This window comes from Pseudomonas sp. A25(2017) (genome assembly GCF_002001065.1).
Classification (GTDB): domain Bacteria; phylum Pseudomonadota; class Gammaproteobacteria; order Pseudomonadales; family Pseudomonadaceae; genus Aquipseudomonas; species Aquipseudomonas kilonensis.
Window position 1 is genome coordinate 1 of sequence record NZ_MUOA01000043.1, and the last position, 18,368, is coordinate 18,368.

Here is an 18,368-nt window from a genome sequence, read left to right on the forward strand (position 1 = left end):
CCCCGATCACCGCGCGCGGCGGTATAAAACATATCAAAGATTTTCGCCCGCTCCTCTTCAGGGATCCCAGGCCCCTCGTCGGCCACGGCAAAAAACACTTCGCTGTCGGTCGCCCCGGCGCTCAGCAACAGCCGCCCTTGGGCCGGCGAAAATCGCGCAGCGTTCTCCAGCACGTTCACCAGGGCCTGTTCGATCAACGCCGCATGAACATAGAGCAAGGGTAATTCAGCGGGCACCTCGACACTGAGCGCCAGCGGTGCCAACACCGCCCGCAGGCGGTTCAGCGCGCTGCCGACGATGTCGGCCGGTGCTACCCAGTCCCGCGCCAGCTTCAGGGCACCGTGACCGAGACGGGTCATGTCCAGCAGGTTCTGGATGTAGCGATCCAGCCGCTCGGCCTCATCGCGGGTGCCTTCGAGCAGTTCACGGCGATCGGCCAGTGGGATCGCCTCCCCCAGCGCCAACAGGCTGTCGATGCTGCCGCGCATGGCGGTCAGCGGTGTGCGCAGATCGTGGGACACTGAAGCCAGCAAGGCGCTGCGCAGTTGCTCGGTTTCACCGTGCAGGCGCGCCGCTTCCAGATCCTGGGCCAGTTGCGCCCGGGCCAGCGCCTGGGCCAATGGTTGACTGAGGGCCGCCAGCAAACGCCGACGCTGGCCACTCAACGGCTTGCCTTCTTTCGGGCATACGCCCAGCAAGGCCAGCGGCCCGCCCTCCGCCGACAACGGCCACCACCACCATCGCCCGGAAGGCAATGTCCCGGTGCCCGCGCCGGCCGGCTGATCATGCTGCCAGGACCAGTCGGCCGCCGCGCGCTCGGCCTCGGTGAACGTCAACGGCTCACCGCTCTCGACTTTCCAACCACTCTGGCCGTCGCGGTTGAGCAGGCACAGTTGCAAGTCGTGCCAACCGTTGAGGTGCTGCGCGGCGGCGCTGATCACCGCCTGGCGGTCAGTGGCGGCCGTGAGTTTGCGGGACAGGTCGAGCAACTCGCCGGTTTCCTGCTGGGTGTCGCGCAGGGCCTGCAACTGGCGACGCTGACGAGCGGCAAGGTTGCCAGTCAGGGCGGCCATGAGCAGGAAAAACACCAACGTCAGCACGTCTTCTTCGCGCTGGATGGTGAAGGAAAACGTCGGTGGGATGAACAGGAAGTCATAGGCCAGGAACGACATCGCCGCGCAGGCCAGCGCCGGGCCGAGGCTGCTGCGAACCGCCACCAGCAGCACCGCCATCAGGAACACCAGGGAGATATTGGGCAACGCCAACCACCCCGAGATTCCCCAAGCCAATGCACTGGCCGCCACGGTCGCCAGCAGCGCCAGCACATAATCGAAACCGGTCTGGACGGCGCTTGAGTGCACGCGTGCGGGACGCGGTTGCTCATCGCTGTCCAGCACGTTGATTTCCAGACCCCGAGCATCGCGCAGCAGGCGCGACGCGAGGCCACCGCCAAACAGCCGTCGGCGCAGACGTGGCCGGGACTGGCCCACCAGCACCAGCGTGGCGCGACGCTCGCTGGCATGCTGGATCAGCGTCCTGGCCACTTCGCCGGCCCGCAGCAGCACCACTTCACCCCCGAGGCGTTCGGCCAGTTGCTGGGCATTCTGCAGGCGCTGGCGCGAGGGCTCATCACGGGCGCTACCGTTGTCCACATGCACCAGGCTCCACGGCAGATGCCGACGCTGTGCAACGCGGCTGGCATGGCGCACCAGGCGTTCAGCCTGCACGTCACCGTCCACCCCCACCAGCAAGCGTCCACGTACCGCGGGCGCGGCCTGGCCCAGTTGTCGATAGCCCTGGGTCAGGTCGTTGTCGACCTGGGCGGCGGCGGTCTGCATGGCCAGCTCACGCAACGCGGTGAGGTTGGTCTGGGTGAAAAACGCATCGATCGCCGCCCGGGCCTGTTCCGGCACGTAGACCTTGCCATCGCGCAGGCGCTCCAGCAGCTCACGCGGTGGCAGGTCGATCAGCAGCAGTTCATCGGCCTCCTGCAGGACCCAATCCGGCAACGTCTCGCGCACCTGCACACCGGTGATGCCGCGCACTTGGTCGTTAAGACTTTCCAGGTGCTGGACATTGACGGTGGTGTAGACATCGATGCCAGCCGTGAGCAGCTCCTGAATGTCCTGCCAGCGCTTGGCATGGCGACTGCCAGGCGCGTTGCTGTGGGCCAGTTCGTCCACCAGGACCAGGGTCGGCCGGGCGGCGAGCAGGCCGTCGAGGTCCATTTCCTCAAGCATCACACCGCGATATTCCGAGCGCACCAACGGCTGCTGCGCCAGGCCGCCGAGCAGCGCTTCGGTTTCGCTTCGACCGTGAGTCTCCACCACTCCGGCGACGACCTTCACGCCTTGACGCAGTTGGGTGTGGGCCGCTTGCAGCATGGCGTAGGTCTTGCCCACACCTGGGGCCGCGCCAAGAAAGACCTTGAGTCGACCACGGTCGTTGCGGGGCAGATTGGCTAACAGTGCGTCGGCGCGGCCGGAGTCGCTCATGGCGTGGAAATCTCTTTCAAATATTGATCAAACACCCTGTGGGGAGTCGGACCTGTGGGAGCAAAGCTTATGGGAACTGGACCTGTAGGAGCAAAGCTTATGGGAGCTGGACCTGTGGGAGCAAAGCTTGCTCGCGATGAACGATTACGCGGTTCATCAGTTGAACCGTGTCGCCTTGATCGCGAGCAAGCTTTGCTCCCACAGGTCCGGCTCCCACAGGCTTTGCTCCCACAGGTCCAGCTCCCACAGGCTTTGCTCCCACAGGTCCGGCTCCCACAGGCTTTGCTCCCACAGGCGCTACTCCCACAGGTTTTACAGTTTTTCCAGGGCCAGGTTCAGCGCCAGTACATTCACCACTGGCGGGCCCACCAAGGATTGCTCAGTGTTGTCATCAAGCAGTTGCTGCAAGGTCGAGGCCGGCAGGTTGCGCGCGGCGGCGACACGCGCCAGTTGATAGGCAATCGCCGCGGGAGGCAAGTGCGGATCCAGCCCGCTGGCGGAGGTGGTCAGCAATGCCAGCGGCACCGGGCCCTGGCCGGGTACCAGGCGTTTGTGAGCGTCATCGATCACTCGGGTGGCCAGGGCCGGATTGCTCGGGGAAAAGTTGCTGGCACCGCTAGCGACCGTGGCGAAGGCACCGGCCGATGGCCGTGGATGAAACCAGGCATCGCCAGTGAAATCCTGGGCGATCAGCGTCGAGCCACGGACTTTGCCGGCGGCATCGACAACCAAACTGCCATTGGCCTGGGTGGGAAAGGCGACTTGCGCCACGCCGGTGACCACCAGCGGGTACGCAACACCGGTGATCAGGGTCATCAGGAATAACAGGCTCAAGGCCGGGCGAATCAGAGTGGACATTTCAAAATCCTCGAATTGAAGTAAATCCTGTGCAAACAAAACCTTGGGGAATTACCTTGTGGGAGCAAAGCTTGCTCGCGATGCAGACACTTAGATTCCAGGCAAGACCGCGTCATCGTTCATCGCGGGCAAGCCTTGCTCCCACAAATAGTGAACTCAAACCAGGTGCAACGCCGTCAGCAACATATCGATCGCCTTGATCCCCACGAACGGCACCACGATCCCGCCCAGGCCATAGATCAACAGATTGCGCCGCAACAACGCCGCCGCACTTGCCGCGTGCACTCGCACGCCGCGCAAGGCCAGGGGGATCAGTACGACGATGATCAAGGCGTTGAAGACGATGGCCGACAGGATCGCGCTCTGCGGGCTGCTCAGGTGCATCACGTTCAACACGCCGAGCTGTGGATAAATCGAGGCGAACAGTGCTGGCAGAATCGCGAAGTACTTGGCGATGTCATTGGCGATGGAAAAGGTGGTCAGCGCCCCACGGGTCACCAGCAGTTCCTTGCCGATCTGCACCACGTCCAGCAGTTTGGTCGGGTCGCTGTCGAGGTCGACCATGTTGGCCGCCTCCCGCGCGGCCTGGGTGCCGTCGTTCATCGCCATGCCGACATCGGCCTGGGCCAGGGCCGGGGCGTCGTTGGCGCCGTCGCCGCACATGGCCACCAGCCGACCGTCATTTTGCTCGTGACGGATACGCGCCAGCTTCTTCTCCGGCGTGGCCTCCGCCAGCACGTCGTCGACACCGGCCTCGGCGGCAATCGCCGCGGCGGTCAGCGGGTTGTCGCCGGTGACCATCACCGTGCGGATCCCCAGCTTGCGCAGCTCGGCAAAGCGCTCACGAATGCCGGGCTTGACCACGTCCTTGAGATGGATAGCGCCGAGCAGCTTGCCGTCCACACATACCAGCAATGGCGTGCCCCCACTTTGGGCGATCTTGTCGACCTCCCGCGCCAGTGCCGATGGCAACTCATTGCGTACAAAGCCGATGAAATCCAGCAACGAGTCCACGGCGCCCTTGCGGTAGATGCGGCCCTGATAGTCGACCCCGGACAAACGGGTTTCAGCACTGAACGGCACGACCGTCAGCGCTTCGACGCCAGGCTCGGGCTGTGGATGCAAACCTCGCAGGTACTCGACGATGGACTTGCCCTCGGCCGTCTCGTCAGCCAATGAGGCGAACAGCGCCCCTTCGGCCAGTTCCTTGGCACTCACACCGGGGGCGGCATAGACCGCTGTACAGCGACGATTGCCAAAGGTGATGGTGCCGGTCTTGTCCAGCATCAGCACATGCACATCCCCCGCCGCCTCGACCGCACGGCCGGATTTGGCGATCACGTTCAGGCGCACCAACCGATCCATCCCGGCGATGCCGATGGCCGACAGCAGCCCGCCGATGGTGGTGGGAATCAAGGTGACCAGCAGCGCCACCAGAAACACCAGCGGCAGACTGGCGTTGGCGAAATGGGCGAACGGTTGCAGCGTCACCACCACCAACAGGAAGATCAGCGTCAGGCCGATCAACAGGATATCCAGCGCCACCTCGTTCGGCGTTTTCTGGCGCTTGGCGCCTTCGACCAAGGCGATCATGCGGTCCAGGGTGGACTCGCCGGGATTGCTGGTGATGCGTATCAGCAACCAGTCGGAGACCAGGCGCGTATTGCCGGTGACGGCCGAGCGATCACCGCCGGACTCGCGGATGACCGGTGCCGATTCACCGGTGATCGCCGCCTCGTTGACCGCGGCGATGCCTTCGATCACTTCACCGTCGCCGGGGATCATGTCGCCGGCCTCGACGCGCACCACATCGCCTTTGCGCAGACGGGTGGCGGGGATGATTTCAAAGCCGCTGGCGGTCTGGCGACGTGCGTTGAGGCCTTCGCTGCCAGCCTTGAGACTGTCGGCCCGGGCCTTGCCGCGGCCTTCGGCCAAGGCTTCGGCGAAGTTGGCGAACAGTACGGTGAACCACAGCCACAACGCGATTTGCGCAGCCACAAAGGTCGGCACGGCGTTGTCGGGAATGAAACACAGCACGGTGGTGAGGATCGCGGTCAGTTCCACCACCAGCATCACCGGCGCGCGGTGCAACTGGCGTGGATCGAGCTTGACGAAGGCTTGCACCAGCGCCGGCCGCCACAGGGCCGACAGGTGGGTCTTCGGTTGTTCCGGTGCCTTGGCGGCGACGGTTTTGCTCATCGGCATATTCATCATCAGGTCCTCAGAAGCCCATGCTCAGGTGTTCGGCAATCGGCCCCAGCGCCAGGGTCGGCAGGAAGGTCAAGCCGCCCACCAGCAGGATGGTCACGGTCAACAAGGTCACGAACAGCGGGCCGTGGGTGGGAAAACTGTTCTGGCCAATCGGCGCGGTCTTCTTCAAGGCCAAACTACCGGCCAACGCCAGCACCGGCAGGATGTAGCCGAACCGACCGATCAACATGCCCAGGCCCAGCATCAGGTTGTGGAAAGGTGTGTTGGCGCCGAACCCGGCGAATGCCGAACCGTTGTTCGCCCCCGCCGAGGTGTAGGCGTACAACAACTGGCTGAAACCATGGGCACCCGGATTGCTCACCGCTGCGGCCGGCCCGGGCAGGCTTGCGGCGACGGCACCCAGCACCAACACACTCACGGGCATCACCAGCAGGGTTGCCACCAACAGTTGCACTTCCCGGGCGCCGAGCTTCTTGCCCAGGTATTCCGGGGTGCGACCGATCATCAAACCAGCCAGGAACACCGCGATCAGCACGTTCAACAGCATCCCGTAGAGCCCGGCCCCGACGCCGCCGAAGATCACCTCGCCGACCATCATGTTTACCAGCGACACCATGCCACTGAGCGGGTTGAGGCTGTCATGCATGGCGTTGACCGAGCCGTTGGAAGCCGCCGTGGTGGTCACCGACCACAGCACCGTGGCGGTGGTGCCGAAGCGCGCTTCCTTGCCTTCCAGCGGCGCGGTTTGCTCGACGACCGGGTTGTTCAGGGCCGGGTTGGGCTGGTATTCGGCCCACAGTGACGTGGCGCCGCCAATCAGGAACAGGGCAAGCATGCAGGCGATGATCGCCCGGCTCTGGCGCAGGTCCTTGACGTAATGGCCGAAGGTGAACACCAACGCGGCGGGAATCAGGATGATCGAAGCGACTTCGAACAGGTTGCTCCAGGCCGTCGGGTTTTCGAACGGATGCGCCGAGTTGACGCCGAAGAAACCGCCACCGTTGGTGCCCAGTTGCTTGATCGCGATCTGGCTGGCGGCCGGCCCCAACGGGATAACCTGATCGACGCCCTGCAGCGTGACCCCGTGCACATAGTGCGCAAAGGTCTGCGGCACGCCCTGCCAGACCAGGAACAATGCCAGCAGCAGGCACAGCGGCAACAGCCCATAGAGGGTGGCGCGGGTCATGTCGACCCAGAAATTACCCAGCGTCGCAGCGGACTTGCGCCCGATGCCGCGACACAGCGCCACGAGCACGGCCAGGCCGGTGGCGGCGCTGACAAAGTTCTGCACGGTCAGGCCGACCATCTGGCTCAGGTAGCTCAGGGACGCTTCACCGCTGTAGGACTGCCAGTTGGTGTTGGTCGTGAAACTCACGGCCGTGTTGAAAGCCTGGGTCCACTCCATGCCGGGCAGTTGCTCGGTATTGAGGGGCAAATATCCCTGCAGCAGCAGAATGGCGAACAGCAAGACAAAACCCGCCAGGTTGAACGCGAGCAAGGCCAGGGTGTATTTCTGCCAGCTCTGCTCAGCGGCGGAGTCGACACCGGCCAGGCGATAGCAACCGCGCTCCACCGGACCGAGGATCGGTGAAAGCCAAGTGCGCTGGCCTTCCATCACCCGGTAGTAAAAACGCCCCAGAAACGGTGCCGGAATCAGCACCAGGGCGAAAAAGCCGAGGATCAGCCCGTAGTCATAACCGTGCATAGCCGCTCCTAGTTCCGATCGGCGCGCAACAGCGCAACCAGCAGATAAATGAACAGCGCCACTGCCAGCAGCAGCGACACCCCATCCAGAACATTCATGGGATTTCTCCGTGGTACGGCGTCGTGCCGTGTGTGGAGTGATTGTCGGCAGGGAGGCTGTAAAGGAACGAGATCGAGAGCCGGACTGGGGGATAAAGAATCTGTAAAAAATGTTGGCTGGGCTGGCGTCATCGCGAGCAGGCTCGCTCCCACAATGGTTCTGTTGTGTATACGGAATCCGTGCCCACTGAGGATCCCCTGTGGGAGCGAGCCTGCTCGCGATGACGCCAGAACAGGCAACCTCGCCCTCAACTGGGGCACAAAACCCAGCCATCCGGCAGCGAACATCCCCGATACGACACGATTTCACCCATTACGACCGCCCTCGCCACACTGGCACGCCCACTGCACTGCCCCTCCCCAGCGCTTTTGCTATGGATCGAGGGGAGCCACCGATGAACACACAACTCAAACCCACCCTGGGCACCCTGCATTTATGGGGTATTGCCGTCGGCCTGGTGATTTCCGGCGAGTATTTCGGCTGGAGCTACGGCTGGGGCGTGGCCGGGACGCTGGGCTTTCTGGTGACGTCATTCATGGTCGCGGCCATGTACACCTGCTTCATTTTCAGCTTCACCGAACTGACCACCGCCATTCCCCATGCCGGCGGGCCGTTTGCCTACAGCCGTCGGGCCTTCGGCGAAAAAGGCGGGTTGATCGCCGGGCTGGCGACGCTGATCGAATTCGTCTTCGCCCCGCCGGCCATTGCCCTGGCCATTGGCGCCTACCTGAACGTGCAATTCCCGGCGCTGGATCCGAAACACGCAGCGGTCGGCGCCTATATCGTGTTCATGGGCCTGAACATCCTCGGGGTCAAGCTGGCCGCGACATTCGAGCTGATTGTCTGCGTATTGGCGGTAGCCGAACTGCTGGTGTTCATGGGCGTCGTGGCCCCGGCGTTCAGTTTCAGCAGCTTTGCGCTGAACGGCTGGGCCGGTTCCGATGTATTCGGCGCACCAGCCATTGCCGGCATGTTCGCCGCAATTCCCTTCGCCATCTGGTTCTTCCTGGCCATCGAAGGCGCGGCCATGGCCGCCGAAGAAGCCAAGGATCCGAAACGCACGATTCCCAAGGCTTACATCAGCGGCATCCTGACCCTGGTAATCCTGGCGATGGGCGTGATGTTCTTTGCCGGCGGCGTCGGCGACTGGCGCACCCTGTCGAACATCAACGATCCCCTGCCCCAAGCCATGAAAACCGTGGTTGGCGAAAGCTCCGGCTGGCTGCACATGCTGGTGTGGATCGGCTTGTTCGGCCTGGTGGCGAGTTTCCACGGCATCATCCTTGGCTACTCGCGGCAGTTCTTCGCCCTGGCCCGCGCCGGCTACCTGCCCGCCTCCCTGGCCAAACTGTCAGGCTTCCAGACCCCGCACCGGGCCATCATCGCTGGTGGACTGATCGGCATCGCGGCGATCTACAGCGACGGCCTGATCAACCTCGGCGGCATGACCCTGACCGCGGCGATGATCACCATGGCCGTGTTCGGCGCCATCGTCATGTATATCATGAGCATGCTCAGCCTGTTCAAGTTGCGCAAAACCGAACCCAACCTGGAACGTACTTTCCGCGCACCGGGCTATCCGATCGTGCCGGGCATCGCCCTGGTACTGGCAGTGGTATGCCTGGTGGCAATGGCCTGGTTCAACGCGCTGATCGGGCTGATCTTCCTCGGCTTCATGGCAGTGGGTTTTGTCTACTTCATCCTCACCGCACAACTGCGTGCAGACGCTCCCGCCGATGCGATGCTGACCGGGCTTTGAGGTGAAGCCGACCGAACGGGCGTAGTATTGAACCACTGCGAACAACCTTCGCTCATAAGTGGTAGGTGCGATGGATCGGCGAAATGTTCGTCCGTCCATCGCCCCCCTCAAGGAGAACCCTATGCCCTGGTATGCCTGGTTGATTCTGATTGTTGCAATCGGCTCGATCGTGGGTGGTCTGATGATGCTGCGCGACACCGCCCATAAGGTCGAGTTGACCGATGAGCAACGCAAGCGCGTTGCCGAACGCAATGCGGAAATGGATGCGAAGGAAGCCAAGGATCGTTGACACCTAACTACTCAGCGCTTTTGTGGCGAGGGAGCTTGCTCCCGCTGGGTCTGTAGGAGCTGTCGAGTGCAACGAGGCTGCGATCTTTCTCCTATCAATTGAGTCTGGAGCGAAGATCAAAAGATCGCAGGCTTCGCCAGCTCCTACAAAGCCAGCGCCTGCTGCATCACTTCTCCCAATCCGCCTTGGCGATATGCAAGCCATGCAACCCCTTGTACGCCGCACGCTCAGGCTGGCTCCAGCCCTCCAGCAATGAATCCTCCAACCGATAGATCTCAACCCCCAGCGGGCGGCAGACGCTAAGGGGATCCTGCGCATCCGGCCCCCACATCGCCAGCGACAAGTCACCACCCGGGCAGGTGGACAGGGCGCACAACAGATCAATCTCGGCAAAAAACTCCAGGTAATCGCCCTTCTGCGCCGGACAGGCCTTCATGAAGTACATATCGTCATGATTGAGCCCCGTGCACTGGAAAATGTTCAGCACGTCGTGCACATCGAACTCCGTCAGGCCGTGAGGTAACACCGCACGCGTCAGGTTCGAATGGCAGTGATGATGGAAGTCCTCCCCCGTCAGCATCTTGTTCACATACGGATCACAGCGCGTGCCCAGCAGATCATGCAGCCGTCCACCATGCTCGTCGATACCGTAGCCAGCCAGGCTGTCATCGGTGATGGTCACCAAGGGCCGCAGGAATGGCAGGTTCGACCACAACCGATCATGGGTGCTGACATGGGCACCCTGAAGCTGACGCGTGCGCGCCGCCCACAGACGCTCCCGCGGATCGTGGGCGCTCCAGACGTTGAAGTCCCCTACCTGCGGGCCCACCGGCGTCGTGACGCGAAACACATGACCGGCAGGTACGTGCCAAGCGCGGCCGGTGCGGATGGGTACCTCGAACTGTTCGATCAAGGTGCGTTTGTCCTGCTGGGTACGGATGCGGTCGTAGAAGGGTTTGTCCACTTGCAGGGCTGACCCTTTGCTGACCTGGTAGGCGGCTGGGTAGTCTTTGTACATGGCGCGGGTCCTTGATCAGTGGTGATGGGTGGGCGTTAGCAGTTGTAGAAGCAGTTGCTCGGAATCGTCGAGGTAAAGGCTCATGGCTTCGTGGGCCGCAAGCTTGTCGCCCTCGGCCAGGCAATGGTGGATATAGCGGTCACGCGCTAACGACGGCGCTTGGAAACGCGCCTCATCGGGCGCGGAGCCAAACACTAGGCACAGTTGTGCCATGGATCACTCACAGATAGTCATTATTTATGCCAACGGTAGAGGTTTCCAGAATGCGTCGAAAATTTGCACCCGCCAGACAGCAAAAAGGCCAGTCAATTCGACCGGCCTCCTTCAATCACAAACTCAATTCACTTCCAGCTTGTCACGGTTCCTGTCGAGAATCGCCTTGCCGATCCCCTTGACCTCCAGCAACTCCTCCACCGAAGAGAACGGCCCATTATTCTCCCGATACGCAACAATCGCCTCGGCCTTGCCCTTCCCTATCCCTGACAGCTCGCGCTGCAACGTGGCAGCATCCGCCCCGTTTAAGTCCACCTTGGCGCTCTGCGTTTTGGCTGGCTGCTCCACTGCTTGCGGCGTAGCGACCGAGTCGAGTTTGACCACTGGGGCAGCGATAGCAGCAATCGAGGCGCTGGTGAGAAAGGCAAAAACCAGAGAGTAGAAATAGCCTGTACGCATAAGTGACGCTCCATGACATCGTTAAGAAAGAAGCAGCTTTTCCGAAGCTGCTTCTCAAACTTAGGCGATGAGGTGTCGCTGTCAAAAATGTGTACGTTACAACGTATGTAACAATCAGGGTTCGAGACGGCGTTGCTGGTAAATCCAGTCGACAATCTCGCCATCCGGAGCGTAACCACTGACCGTGTCCCGAAGCAGCTGGCGGACCCTCGCATAATCATCGTGCTCGATGGCAACCAGCAACTCAGCCAAGCTGGCCTTGAGCACATCCCACGGCAGATGATCTTCGTTGGCGCTCATGATCATCGGATGCGAGGTCGCGACAACGTTATCGCCAATTAGCAATTCCTCGTAAAGTTTCTCGCCAGGGCGCAGGCCTGTGAACTCGACTGCAATGTCGCCATGAGGATTCTTTTCCGAACGAACACTCAAGCCAGACAGATGAATCATCTTCTCTGCCAGCTCGACAATCTTCACCGGCTCGCCCATGTCCAACACGAACACATCGCCGCCCAAGCCCATGGAGCCCGCCTGAATCACCAACTGTGCGGCCTCGGGAATGGTCATGAAGTAACGCGTGATCTTGGGATGCGTAACGGTTAATGGGCCGCCGGACTTGATCTGCTTATGGAACAGCGGAATAACCGACCCAGACGAACCCAGGACGTTGCCGAACCTGACCATGGTGAAACGGGTTTTATTAACTCGCGAGACATTGGCCGTATCGCCGAACAGCACTGGCGCCAATTCACGGCTCAGGGCCTGCAAGGTCAGTTCTGCAAGGCGCTTGGTGCTGCCCATCACATTGGTGGGACGCACGGCCTTGTCAGTGGAGATCAGCACAAAATTCGATACACCGGCCTGCAACGCGGCTTGCGCGGTGTTCAACGTCCCGATCACGTTGTTCAGGACACCTTCGGCAATATTGTGCTCCACCATCGGCACATGCTTATAAGCGGCGGCGTGATAGACCGTGTCGACATTCCAGCTCTTCATTACATCCAGCAACTTGGCCTGATCCCGTACCGACCCCAGGATGGGCAGCAAACGAACAGACAATGATTCCCGAGCGATTCGCGGTTCAAGTTCAGACAGAATACTGTAGAGATTAAACTCACTGTGCTCGAACAGCAGCAGCGTTGTCGGTTTAAGTGACAGGATTTGTCGACAAAGTTCAGAACCGATCGAGCCACCCGCCCCGGTAACCAATACCGACTGCCCTGCGATGCAATGCTCAAGTAAGTCAGCCTGTGCAGGCACAGGATCACGCCCGAGAAGATCCGCAATATCCACTTCCTGGATGTCGTCCACCTTGACCCGGCCACTCGCCAAGTCCATGAAGCCTGGAACACTGCGCACATGTAGCGGGAAACCTTCCAACAACGTCAATATTTCCCGCCGACGACCTCGTGACGACGAAGGGATCGCCAGTAAAATCTCCTGGGCACCGGTCGCATCGATCATCCTTTGAATATGTTCGGGTTGGTAGACCTGCAGCCCGGCAATCACCCGGTCTGCAATACTGCGATCATCATCGATGAACGCGACCGGACGCATCACCCGCCCCATGCGTAGCGCGGCCACGAGCTGGTTACCTGCAGCACCGGCACCGTATATAGCGACTTTGGGTAAGCCGTCGTCACGGTTGGTGAAGGGCACATGCTGGGCGGCGGTGAACCAGTCACCGAGGAAATATTGCCGCATCATCAGGCGCATCCCGCCAATCATGATCAGGCTGAGCCACCAGTAATTGAAGATGATGGAGCGTGGGACCACGTTGGTGTGATTGCTGTACCAATACACGACAAGCGCCAGTAACAAGGCCGAAAGGCTGACCGCCTTACAGATGGTAATCAGCGCATCGTTACCGAAATAACGCATGACGGCACGATACATCCCGAAGCGGATGAAGATCGGAATTGCGATCATCGGAGCGGATGAAAAAAGCCAAAGGTGCGTCTCGATCGGGGCAGTCAATGCGTCGACGCCCAGCCGAACAACAAACGCCAGCCACAAAGCGAGCCATACGAGAAGGACGTCCATAGCCACCTGGATCGCGCGCTTGTGGCGTCGTGGCAGTCCCAGCAACGCTGTTCTTAATTTATCCATAAACCCTTCACGCACCTCGGTCAACTCCTAAACCCAATCCATTCCTGATAAACGCGGCTCCATCATCGACCGTTGGACAACCGATTAAACAAAAACGCGACTTTCTTACCTTTAAACCAGGCCTTCTCAAGCTCGCCAGCATGAAATCAATCTGACGGCTAGCAGTACAAAGGCACGTAGGCAATGATTAAAGCTAACATTCCATTCACATTCCACAATACGACACATGCCGCCAGCGGCAACAACCAGAACATATTAATCGCCACCACCGCCAACGTCACTGGCAAATGCCGACCATATTGGCGGGAGGCAAACTGATAAGCATGGCTACGATGAGCCTCGTAGATTTTTCCGCCTCGCAGCAGGCGTCGTAATAAAGTAACGATTGCATCGACAATAAAGACACCCGGCGGATCAACCAGACCCAAAGCCACCTGGATGACACCCAAGCCGCCTGTAGCGACAACAAGCCCAGGACAATGCCGAGAAAACACTATTTCGACGCTGGTGTTGGGTCACATCATGATGATGGGCTCCTGATGGTAGGCAAGGCGCAGGATAGGCGGAGGGCGAACCCCCTGAGGTTCGCCCAGGATTTTTTAGACCTAAACCGCCCGAGCGATGCCCTACGCTACGCCAGGGGCATAATGAAAAGCTCTGAAGAGAAGCGCCGAGTCGTCTCTATGGACGGATTTTTCAGCGCGGAAATCATGGGCTTTCCTTGCAACGTGAAAATCCATGGCGATGAGAAGCTTCCCCGCTCGATAATAGCTCGCGAACTCCCGTTACGAATGCCCTGTATGACCAGGCCACCAGCAGGAGGCGAGCTGATTGCGAACGAGCCGCTCCCATCAAGTGCGGCACCGCCTGCGTACGTGTGGACAGCTGCCTCAGTCAGCGTGACGACTGACTTAACTGATCGATTCTCGACGTCGACAAAAGCAATCTTGCCGACTCCGCGCGTGCCGTCTTGGCTCATTTGACTATATGACACTGCGACATTGTTATCTTCTACCCACCTCGTTTCATAAGGGATGGTGTCGTAAATTTGATCATCACCCAAGTTTATGGGAATCTCAATCCTCGAAAGGAAGGCATCTTCCGAAATGACTACCGACAGTCCTTCGTGACGCTTATGTTCCGACCTGTAAATGGCATATGACATCGCGCAGCGCCCATCAGACGATGATGCCAAAGGGGTCGAATATGGGAAGGTTCCTGCCCCGTAGCCTGCAATCTGCAAAGGCGTAGACCAAGTCTCCCCGCCATCATCACTGAATCTTGCAACCGTCCTGCGCCACTCACCCGCGCTGCTATTCCCGATGCGCTCTTGTAGTGTATGCATGAGGATTATTCGCCCATCGGGTAGCCCCGACAGACGCATAAGTTGATCGTCCGGTATCCAATACACGGATATCTTCCCACTCACCAATGTTTTCAGGACGCTTAGTTCGCATACAATACAATGGAGAAGTGTGATTACTGAAGCAAGCTAGTATATGCCCCTCAAATTGTCCACTCGGAATTCTGATCAAGGCAGGCGATCCATGATCACTCGCGCCTTCGAAACGGGCCATTACATTGACTCTACGAACCAATAGGTCATCCGTTATTTCTGCGACAGAGACCTCCCCACCTGAGGTAATATAGCCGAAACAAAATCCGCCAGTAAGCTCTGCTACTGCAGGTCGGTTGTACCATAAGCTATACGCGTTCTGAATCGTAAGTGGTGCTGATGGGTTTAATCTACGAATGAAAGGAATCGCCGAAAAAGCGGCGACCACTCCTGCAGAAATAAGAAAGTCTCTACGATTCATCGGTCGCCCATGCCCTGTTCATCAGCCCTTCTATGCCATTGGCACTTGGTATAGATGCACTTGCGAAACTGAAAATTCATTCTATTAGGATCTCGCCTTTAACGAAAATAGCTGCCGCAAGGACCGCAGGTAGCATACCATCGCGACATAGCTTTTCGATGGTTTAACTGGCATGCTCTCTGCGGTAATCACGAGAGCTATTTTCGTACAGAGTCTAGACTCGCTTGATCATGGAGATTCACAGGTTTAGAGGATGCGTAGATAGCCAACGCCGCAGGAAGCATCAAATATGTAAAATATTTCCCTACAATCAAAAGCAGTATTGATGTTGCGAGCAATGAAATAGCAATATTTGATTGGTGCGTTGAGCCTCTAAAACTATAATTCACACACCCTTGAATGAACGGAAGGAAAGCCAACAGAGCGAAGAATACCCCACCAACGATACCTGTTTCTTGCCATACCGACATTACATTATGGATGTATCCGCCCTCTTCGTATTCGCCGTACGCGCCAACTATAGGGCTATTAAATATTTTCTCCATGCCTTCGCGAGCCATTCTATCTCGCTCATTATTCGAATTATCTTCCTGCAAGTTAACCAAAGTTGCGACTCTGCTTTCTGGAATGCTAATACCACCAGTAGTCAGCATAATAGAAGACAAACCTATAACCATTGCGCCAATAATGATCGGCGTGAACTTCTTCCTACAAGAAAGAAACTCCAACAACAAGGCAAAAAAAACGTATCCGGCAAACTCACTTCTGGCGGAGTTGATGTATAGACAGGCTAACGCAACAATATGAACACCCATGCGTAGCTGTCGACTTGTTGCGGACCTAACAATAAATACTGTTGCAATGAAATAGCAAAGCGCAAACGTCTGATAGCTAGGGATCTGACCAACGTCATCGGCCATTCCACGGAGTATGAATCGGCCATCCAGGGTAAATGTAAGTATACATATAGAAGCTGCCAACCAACAAAGAAAAATAACGCGAGAGCCTTCTACCGAATGCGAGAATACTCTTTTACACAATGTAAACACCGCCAAACTTTGCAGAACTGAAACCAAATGCCAAGCCATAACACTAGAACCACCAAACACCCCATTCCAGATGACAATTGCGGTGAAAAAAAATAAAAATAGTGTATATGAAAACTCTACGAGCTCCATTCTACCCCTTCGCAGCACGTCCCAAACGCTTAACGGAAACAGTATGAGCAATGACAAAGCGCAAATCACACCGAAGTATCCACCCGCAAGAGGAGGTATAATATGACTTGTAACAGCAACATAATAAAGAATGGTACCTGGAAACAACAAGGCAAACAAATATTGTGAAATCTTTAAAAGGGGCAGCTTAATAATCATTAGTTATACATGCCTGTGCGTATCCAACATATCCTGGCGAATGATACCTGTGCGCGAAGTCTAAGTCATGGCCAAGCGCCCGAACCATCCTCACACAACGCTTGCGTCAAAGTTGTTCTCTATACCCTTAGCTAACGGCCGCTCCAGCATCATAAATTGCGACCTTTGGCAAGGTCACGACTGGTAAACGGTACATGCAGACTGGCTGCAAACCAGTCGCCCAGAAAGTACTGACGCTCTATCAGACGTAGCCCGCCGATCAACATCAGGCTTAACCACCAGTAATTAAATACAATTGAACGAGGAAAAAACGCAGTATGATTGCTATGCCAATAGACGACCAATGCCAATATAAGTGATGACAGTGACACCGCTTTACAGATAGCAATAAGCGCATCATTTCCAAAATAGCGCATGACAGCGCGGTACATGCCGAAACGAATAAAAATGGGTATAGCGATGATGGGGGCTGCCAAGAATAACCAGTAGTGAGTAGACAATGGCCCATAGATTTCATCTACACCAAGACGTACGATGAACGCAAGCCAGAGGGCAAGCCAGACCAGCACCCCGTCCGTCACTACTTGGAGTGGGAGCCGCAGCATTCCCGTACGAAGCCTATCCGGCATCCACTTACTCTCCTGACTCCGCCCCAAACCAGCCCCCTTCCAATTGCATTTCATGCATTCGTCCTGCCTGGCCGGTGCAATCTGACCAAAGAAGTCGAACTTGGGCGGTATCACATGTTTTCATGCGCTAGTTATCACCCAGGATTTCATTTCCCAGCGGCGTCGTGCATGACCCTTGCCAACACTTCGCAAGTCTTGGCCATTTCGGCGTCCGTCAGCGTTGGATGAACCAAGAACATCAGACTTGTTTCTCCGAGTCGCGCTGCCACTGACAAGCTCTCCTCGGGTCGCCACGGGGTATTGTCGAAAGCCTTCTCCAGATAGACCTCTGAGCATGAACCCGAAAAGCAAGGCACGCCGCAGGCGCCGATCTCGCTAAGAATCCGGTCCCGATCCCACCCTTCTGCGAGTTGATCTAATTCTACGAAGACATAACACTTATACGCTGCATGCACGATATCGTTGGGAGTCTCAGGAACACGCAACCCCGGCAAAGCCTTGGCGCAATCCCAGATACGGCGAGCGTTAGCCAACCGCGACTGGTGCCACTGAGGCATCCGTTTCAGCTGAATCCTGCCAATCCCGCCTTGTACCTCCAGCATTCTCCAGTTGGTGCCGAAGCTCTCGTGCAGCCAACGGAATCCTGGGGCATGCTGTCGCTCATACACGGCTTCCCAGCTCTTTCCATGATCCTTGAACGACCACATCTTGAGCCAAAGTTCACGATCATTCGTCGTAACCATGCCACCTTCACCGGCAGTGGTCATTATCTTGTCCTGACAGAACGACCAAGCACCGATATGACCTATCGACCCGATCGCCTTGCCCTTGTATCGGGCCCCATGCGCCTGTGCACAGTCTTCAATTACTCGGATCCCGTGCTCGGTCGCCAGGGCCATGATGGGGTCCATATCACAAGGCCATCCGGCAAGATGAACGCAGATGATGGCTTTGGTACGAGGAGACAGAACTGACTTGACGGTTGACGCATCAATATTCTGTGAGTCCGCATTTACATCCGCGAACACAGGGATGGCGCCAGCGTTAATGATGCTGGAAACAGAGGCCAAAAAGGTTCGGGAAGTCACAATCACTTCATCACCAGCGCCAATACCCAGTGCCAGAAGCGCCAAGTCGAGCGCTACCGTACCATTGGCCACTGCGACCGCATAATCAGTCTCAGCCCAATCGGCGAACTCTCGCTCAAATTGGCGGCACTCCTGCCCGGTCCAATAGTTTACCTTGTTGGACAGAATGATGTCGCGAGCGCAGTTTGCCTCCTCTTCAGAGAAAGATGGCCACGGAGAAAAGGGGGTATTCAGCATTGAACT

Annotated in this window: 13 protein-coding genes and 3 pseudogenes; 2 read left to right on the top strand and 14 right to left on the bottom strand. The window is 58.0% G+C overall.

From position 1 onward, the window contains the following. From B0E42_RS04235 to kdpF, 5 genes are all read right to left on the bottom strand, one after another. On the bottom strand, nt 1-2,495 hold a 2,495-nt coding region (locus B0E42_RS04235; protein ID WP_077505803.1), incomplete at its 3' end, for a sensor histidine kinase KdpD. Between the two features lie 312 nt (nt 2,496-2,807). Next, entirely contained in the window at nt 2,808-3,353 is a 546-nt protein-coding gene (gene kdpC, locus B0E42_RS04245; protein ID WP_077505807.1) for a potassium-transporting ATPase subunit KdpC, read from the bottom strand. 156 nt (nt 3,354-3,509) lie between these two features. Then, complete coding sequence (gene kdpB / locus B0E42_RS04250; RefSeq protein ID WP_053178549.1) at nt 3,510-5,564, bottom strand: potassium-transporting ATPase subunit KdpB; 2,055 nt, start codon at nt 5,562-5,564, stop codon at nt 3,510-3,512. Between the two features lie 10 nt (nt 5,565-5,574). Next, nucleotides 5,575-7,269: a potassium-transporting ATPase subunit KdpA gene (gene kdpA / locus B0E42_RS04255; protein WP_077505809.1), complete on the bottom strand. Its 1,695-nt coding sequence runs from the start codon at nt 7,267-7,269 to the stop codon at nt 5,575-5,577. Between the two features lie 8 nt (nt 7,270-7,277). Further along, nucleotides 7,278-7,367: a K(+)-transporting ATPase subunit F gene (gene kdpF, locus B0E42_RS04260; RefSeq protein WP_033033323.1), complete on the bottom strand. Its 90-nt coding sequence runs from the start codon at nt 7,365-7,367 to the stop codon at nt 7,278-7,280. 395 nt (nt 7,368-7,762) lie between these two features. On the opposite strand from kdpF, the gene eat reads away from it, so the two are divergent. Both eat and B0E42_RS04270 read left to right on the top strand, forming a co-directional pair. Beyond that, a complete protein-coding gene (eat, locus tag B0E42_RS04265) occupies nt 7,763-9,127 on the top strand; it encodes an ethanolamine permease (protein WP_077505811.1) in 1,365 nt (454 codons plus the stop codon). 121 nt (nt 9,128-9,248) lie between these two features. Beyond that, complete coding sequence (locus B0E42_RS04270; RefSeq protein WP_014337248.1) at nt 9,249-9,416, top strand: DUF2897 family protein; 168 nt, start codon at nt 9,249-9,251, stop codon at nt 9,414-9,416. A 166-nt stretch (nt 9,417-9,582) separates the two neighbouring features. Here the strand turns inward: B0E42_RS04270 and B0E42_RS04275 are convergent, their stop codons facing one another. The 9 genes and pseudogenes from B0E42_RS04275 to B0E42_RS04315 all read right to left on the bottom strand — a co-directional run bounded on the left by B0E42_RS04275 (nt 9,583) and on the right by B0E42_RS04315 (nt 18,362). Further along, nucleotides 9,583-10,434: a DUF1989 domain-containing protein gene (locus B0E42_RS04275; protein WP_053186682.1), complete on the bottom strand. Its 852-nt coding sequence runs from the start codon at nt 10,432-10,434 to the stop codon at nt 9,583-9,585. Nucleotides 10,435-10,449: 15 nt separating this feature from the next. Continuing rightward, nucleotides 10,450-10,647 (bottom strand): annotated as a pseudogene (locus B0E42_RS04280) (GntR family transcriptional regulator); the annotation flags it as partial. Nucleotides 10,648-10,770: 123 nt separating this feature from the next. Further along, the gene (locus B0E42_RS04285) at nt 10,771-11,106 is read right to left on the bottom strand and encodes a helix-hairpin-helix domain-containing protein (protein ID WP_077505813.1); all 336 of its coding nucleotides are present in this window, start codon (nt 11,104-11,106) and stop codon (nt 10,771-10,773) included. Nucleotides 11,107-11,220: 114 nt separating this feature from the next. Then, nucleotides 11,221-13,215 carry a nucleoside-diphosphate sugar epimerase/dehydratase gene (locus B0E42_RS04290; RefSeq protein ID WP_053178562.1) on the bottom strand — a complete coding sequence of 665 codons (1,995 nt, stop codon included), beginning with the start codon at nt 13,213-13,215 and terminating at the stop codon, nt 11,221-11,223. A gap of 158 nt (nt 13,216-13,373) precedes the next feature. After that, a pseudogene (locus B0E42_RS04295) lies at nt 13,374-13,705 on the bottom strand (glycosyl transferase); the annotation flags it as partial. Nucleotides 13,706-13,846: 141 nt separating this feature from the next. Further along, a complete protein-coding gene (locus B0E42_RS04300; protein WP_139353094.1) occupies nt 13,847-14,560 on the bottom strand; it encodes a hypothetical protein in 714 nt (237 codons plus the stop codon). Between the two features lie 669 nt (nt 14,561-15,229). After that, on the bottom strand, nt 15,230-16,408 hold the full coding sequence (locus B0E42_RS29705) for an O-antigen ligase domain-containing protein (RefSeq protein WP_139353095.1): 1,179 nt from the start codon (nt 16,406-16,408) through the stop codon (nt 15,230-15,232). A 136-nt stretch (nt 16,409-16,544) separates the two neighbouring features. After that, nucleotides 16,545-17,037, bottom strand: a pseudogene (locus B0E42_RS04310) (polysaccharide biosynthesis protein); the annotation flags it as partial. A gap of 146 nt (nt 17,038-17,183) precedes the next feature. Next, nucleotides 17,184-18,362 carry a DegT/DnrJ/EryC1/StrS aminotransferase family protein gene (locus B0E42_RS04315; protein ID WP_018602998.1) on the bottom strand — a complete coding sequence of 393 codons (1,179 nt, stop codon included), beginning with the start codon at nt 18,360-18,362 and terminating at the stop codon, nt 17,184-17,186. Nucleotides 18,363-18,368 lie beyond the last annotated feature (6 nt).

What these genes read in the sequence shown, in the direction of transcription:
- kdpF (WP_033033323.1), bottom strand. Translation starts at nt 7,367, where the DNA reads ATGAATGTTCTGGATGGGGTGTCGCTGCTGCTGGCAGTGGCGCTGTTC.
- B0E42_RS04270 (WP_014337248.1), top strand. Translation starts at nt 9,249, where the DNA reads ATGCCCTGGTATGCCTGGTTGATTCTGATTGTTGCAATCGGCTCGATC.
- kdpA (WP_077505809.1), bottom strand. Translation starts at nt 7,269, where the DNA reads ATGCACGGTTATGACTACGGGCTGATCCTCGGCTTTTTCGCCCTGGTG.
- B0E42_RS29705 (WP_139353095.1), bottom strand. Translation starts at nt 16,408, where the DNA reads ATGATTATTAAGCTGCCCCTTTTAAAGATTTCACAATATTTGTTTGCC.
- B0E42_RS04290 (WP_053178562.1), bottom strand. Translation starts at nt 13,215, where the DNA reads ATGGATAAATTAAGAACAGCGTTGCTGGGACTGCCACGACGCCACAAG.
- eat (WP_077505811.1), top strand. Translation starts at nt 7,763, where the DNA reads ATGAACACACAACTCAAACCCACCCTGGGCACCCTGCATTTATGGGGT.
- B0E42_RS04275 (WP_053186682.1), bottom strand. Translation starts at nt 10,434, where the DNA reads ATGTACAAAGACTACCCAGCCGCCTACCAGGTCAGCAAAGGGTCAGCC.
- B0E42_RS04285 (WP_077505813.1), bottom strand. Translation starts at nt 11,106, where the DNA reads ATGCGTACAGGCTATTTCTACTCTCTGGTTTTTGCCTTTCTCACCAGC.
- kdpC (WP_077505807.1), bottom strand. Translation starts at nt 3,353, where the DNA reads ATGTCCACTCTGATTCGCCCGGCCTTGAGCCTGTTATTCCTGATGACC.
- B0E42_RS04315 (WP_018602998.1), bottom strand. Translation starts at nt 18,362, where the DNA reads ATGCTGAATACCCCCTTTTCTCCGTGGCCATCTTTCTCTGAAGAGGAG.
- kdpB (WP_053178549.1), bottom strand. Translation starts at nt 5,564, where the DNA reads ATGAATATGCCGATGAGCAAAACCGTCGCCGCCAAGGCACCGGAACAA.
- B0E42_RS04300 (WP_139353094.1), bottom strand. Translation starts at nt 14,560, where the DNA reads ATGCATACACTACAAGAGCGCATCGGGAATAGCAGCGCGGGTGAGTGG.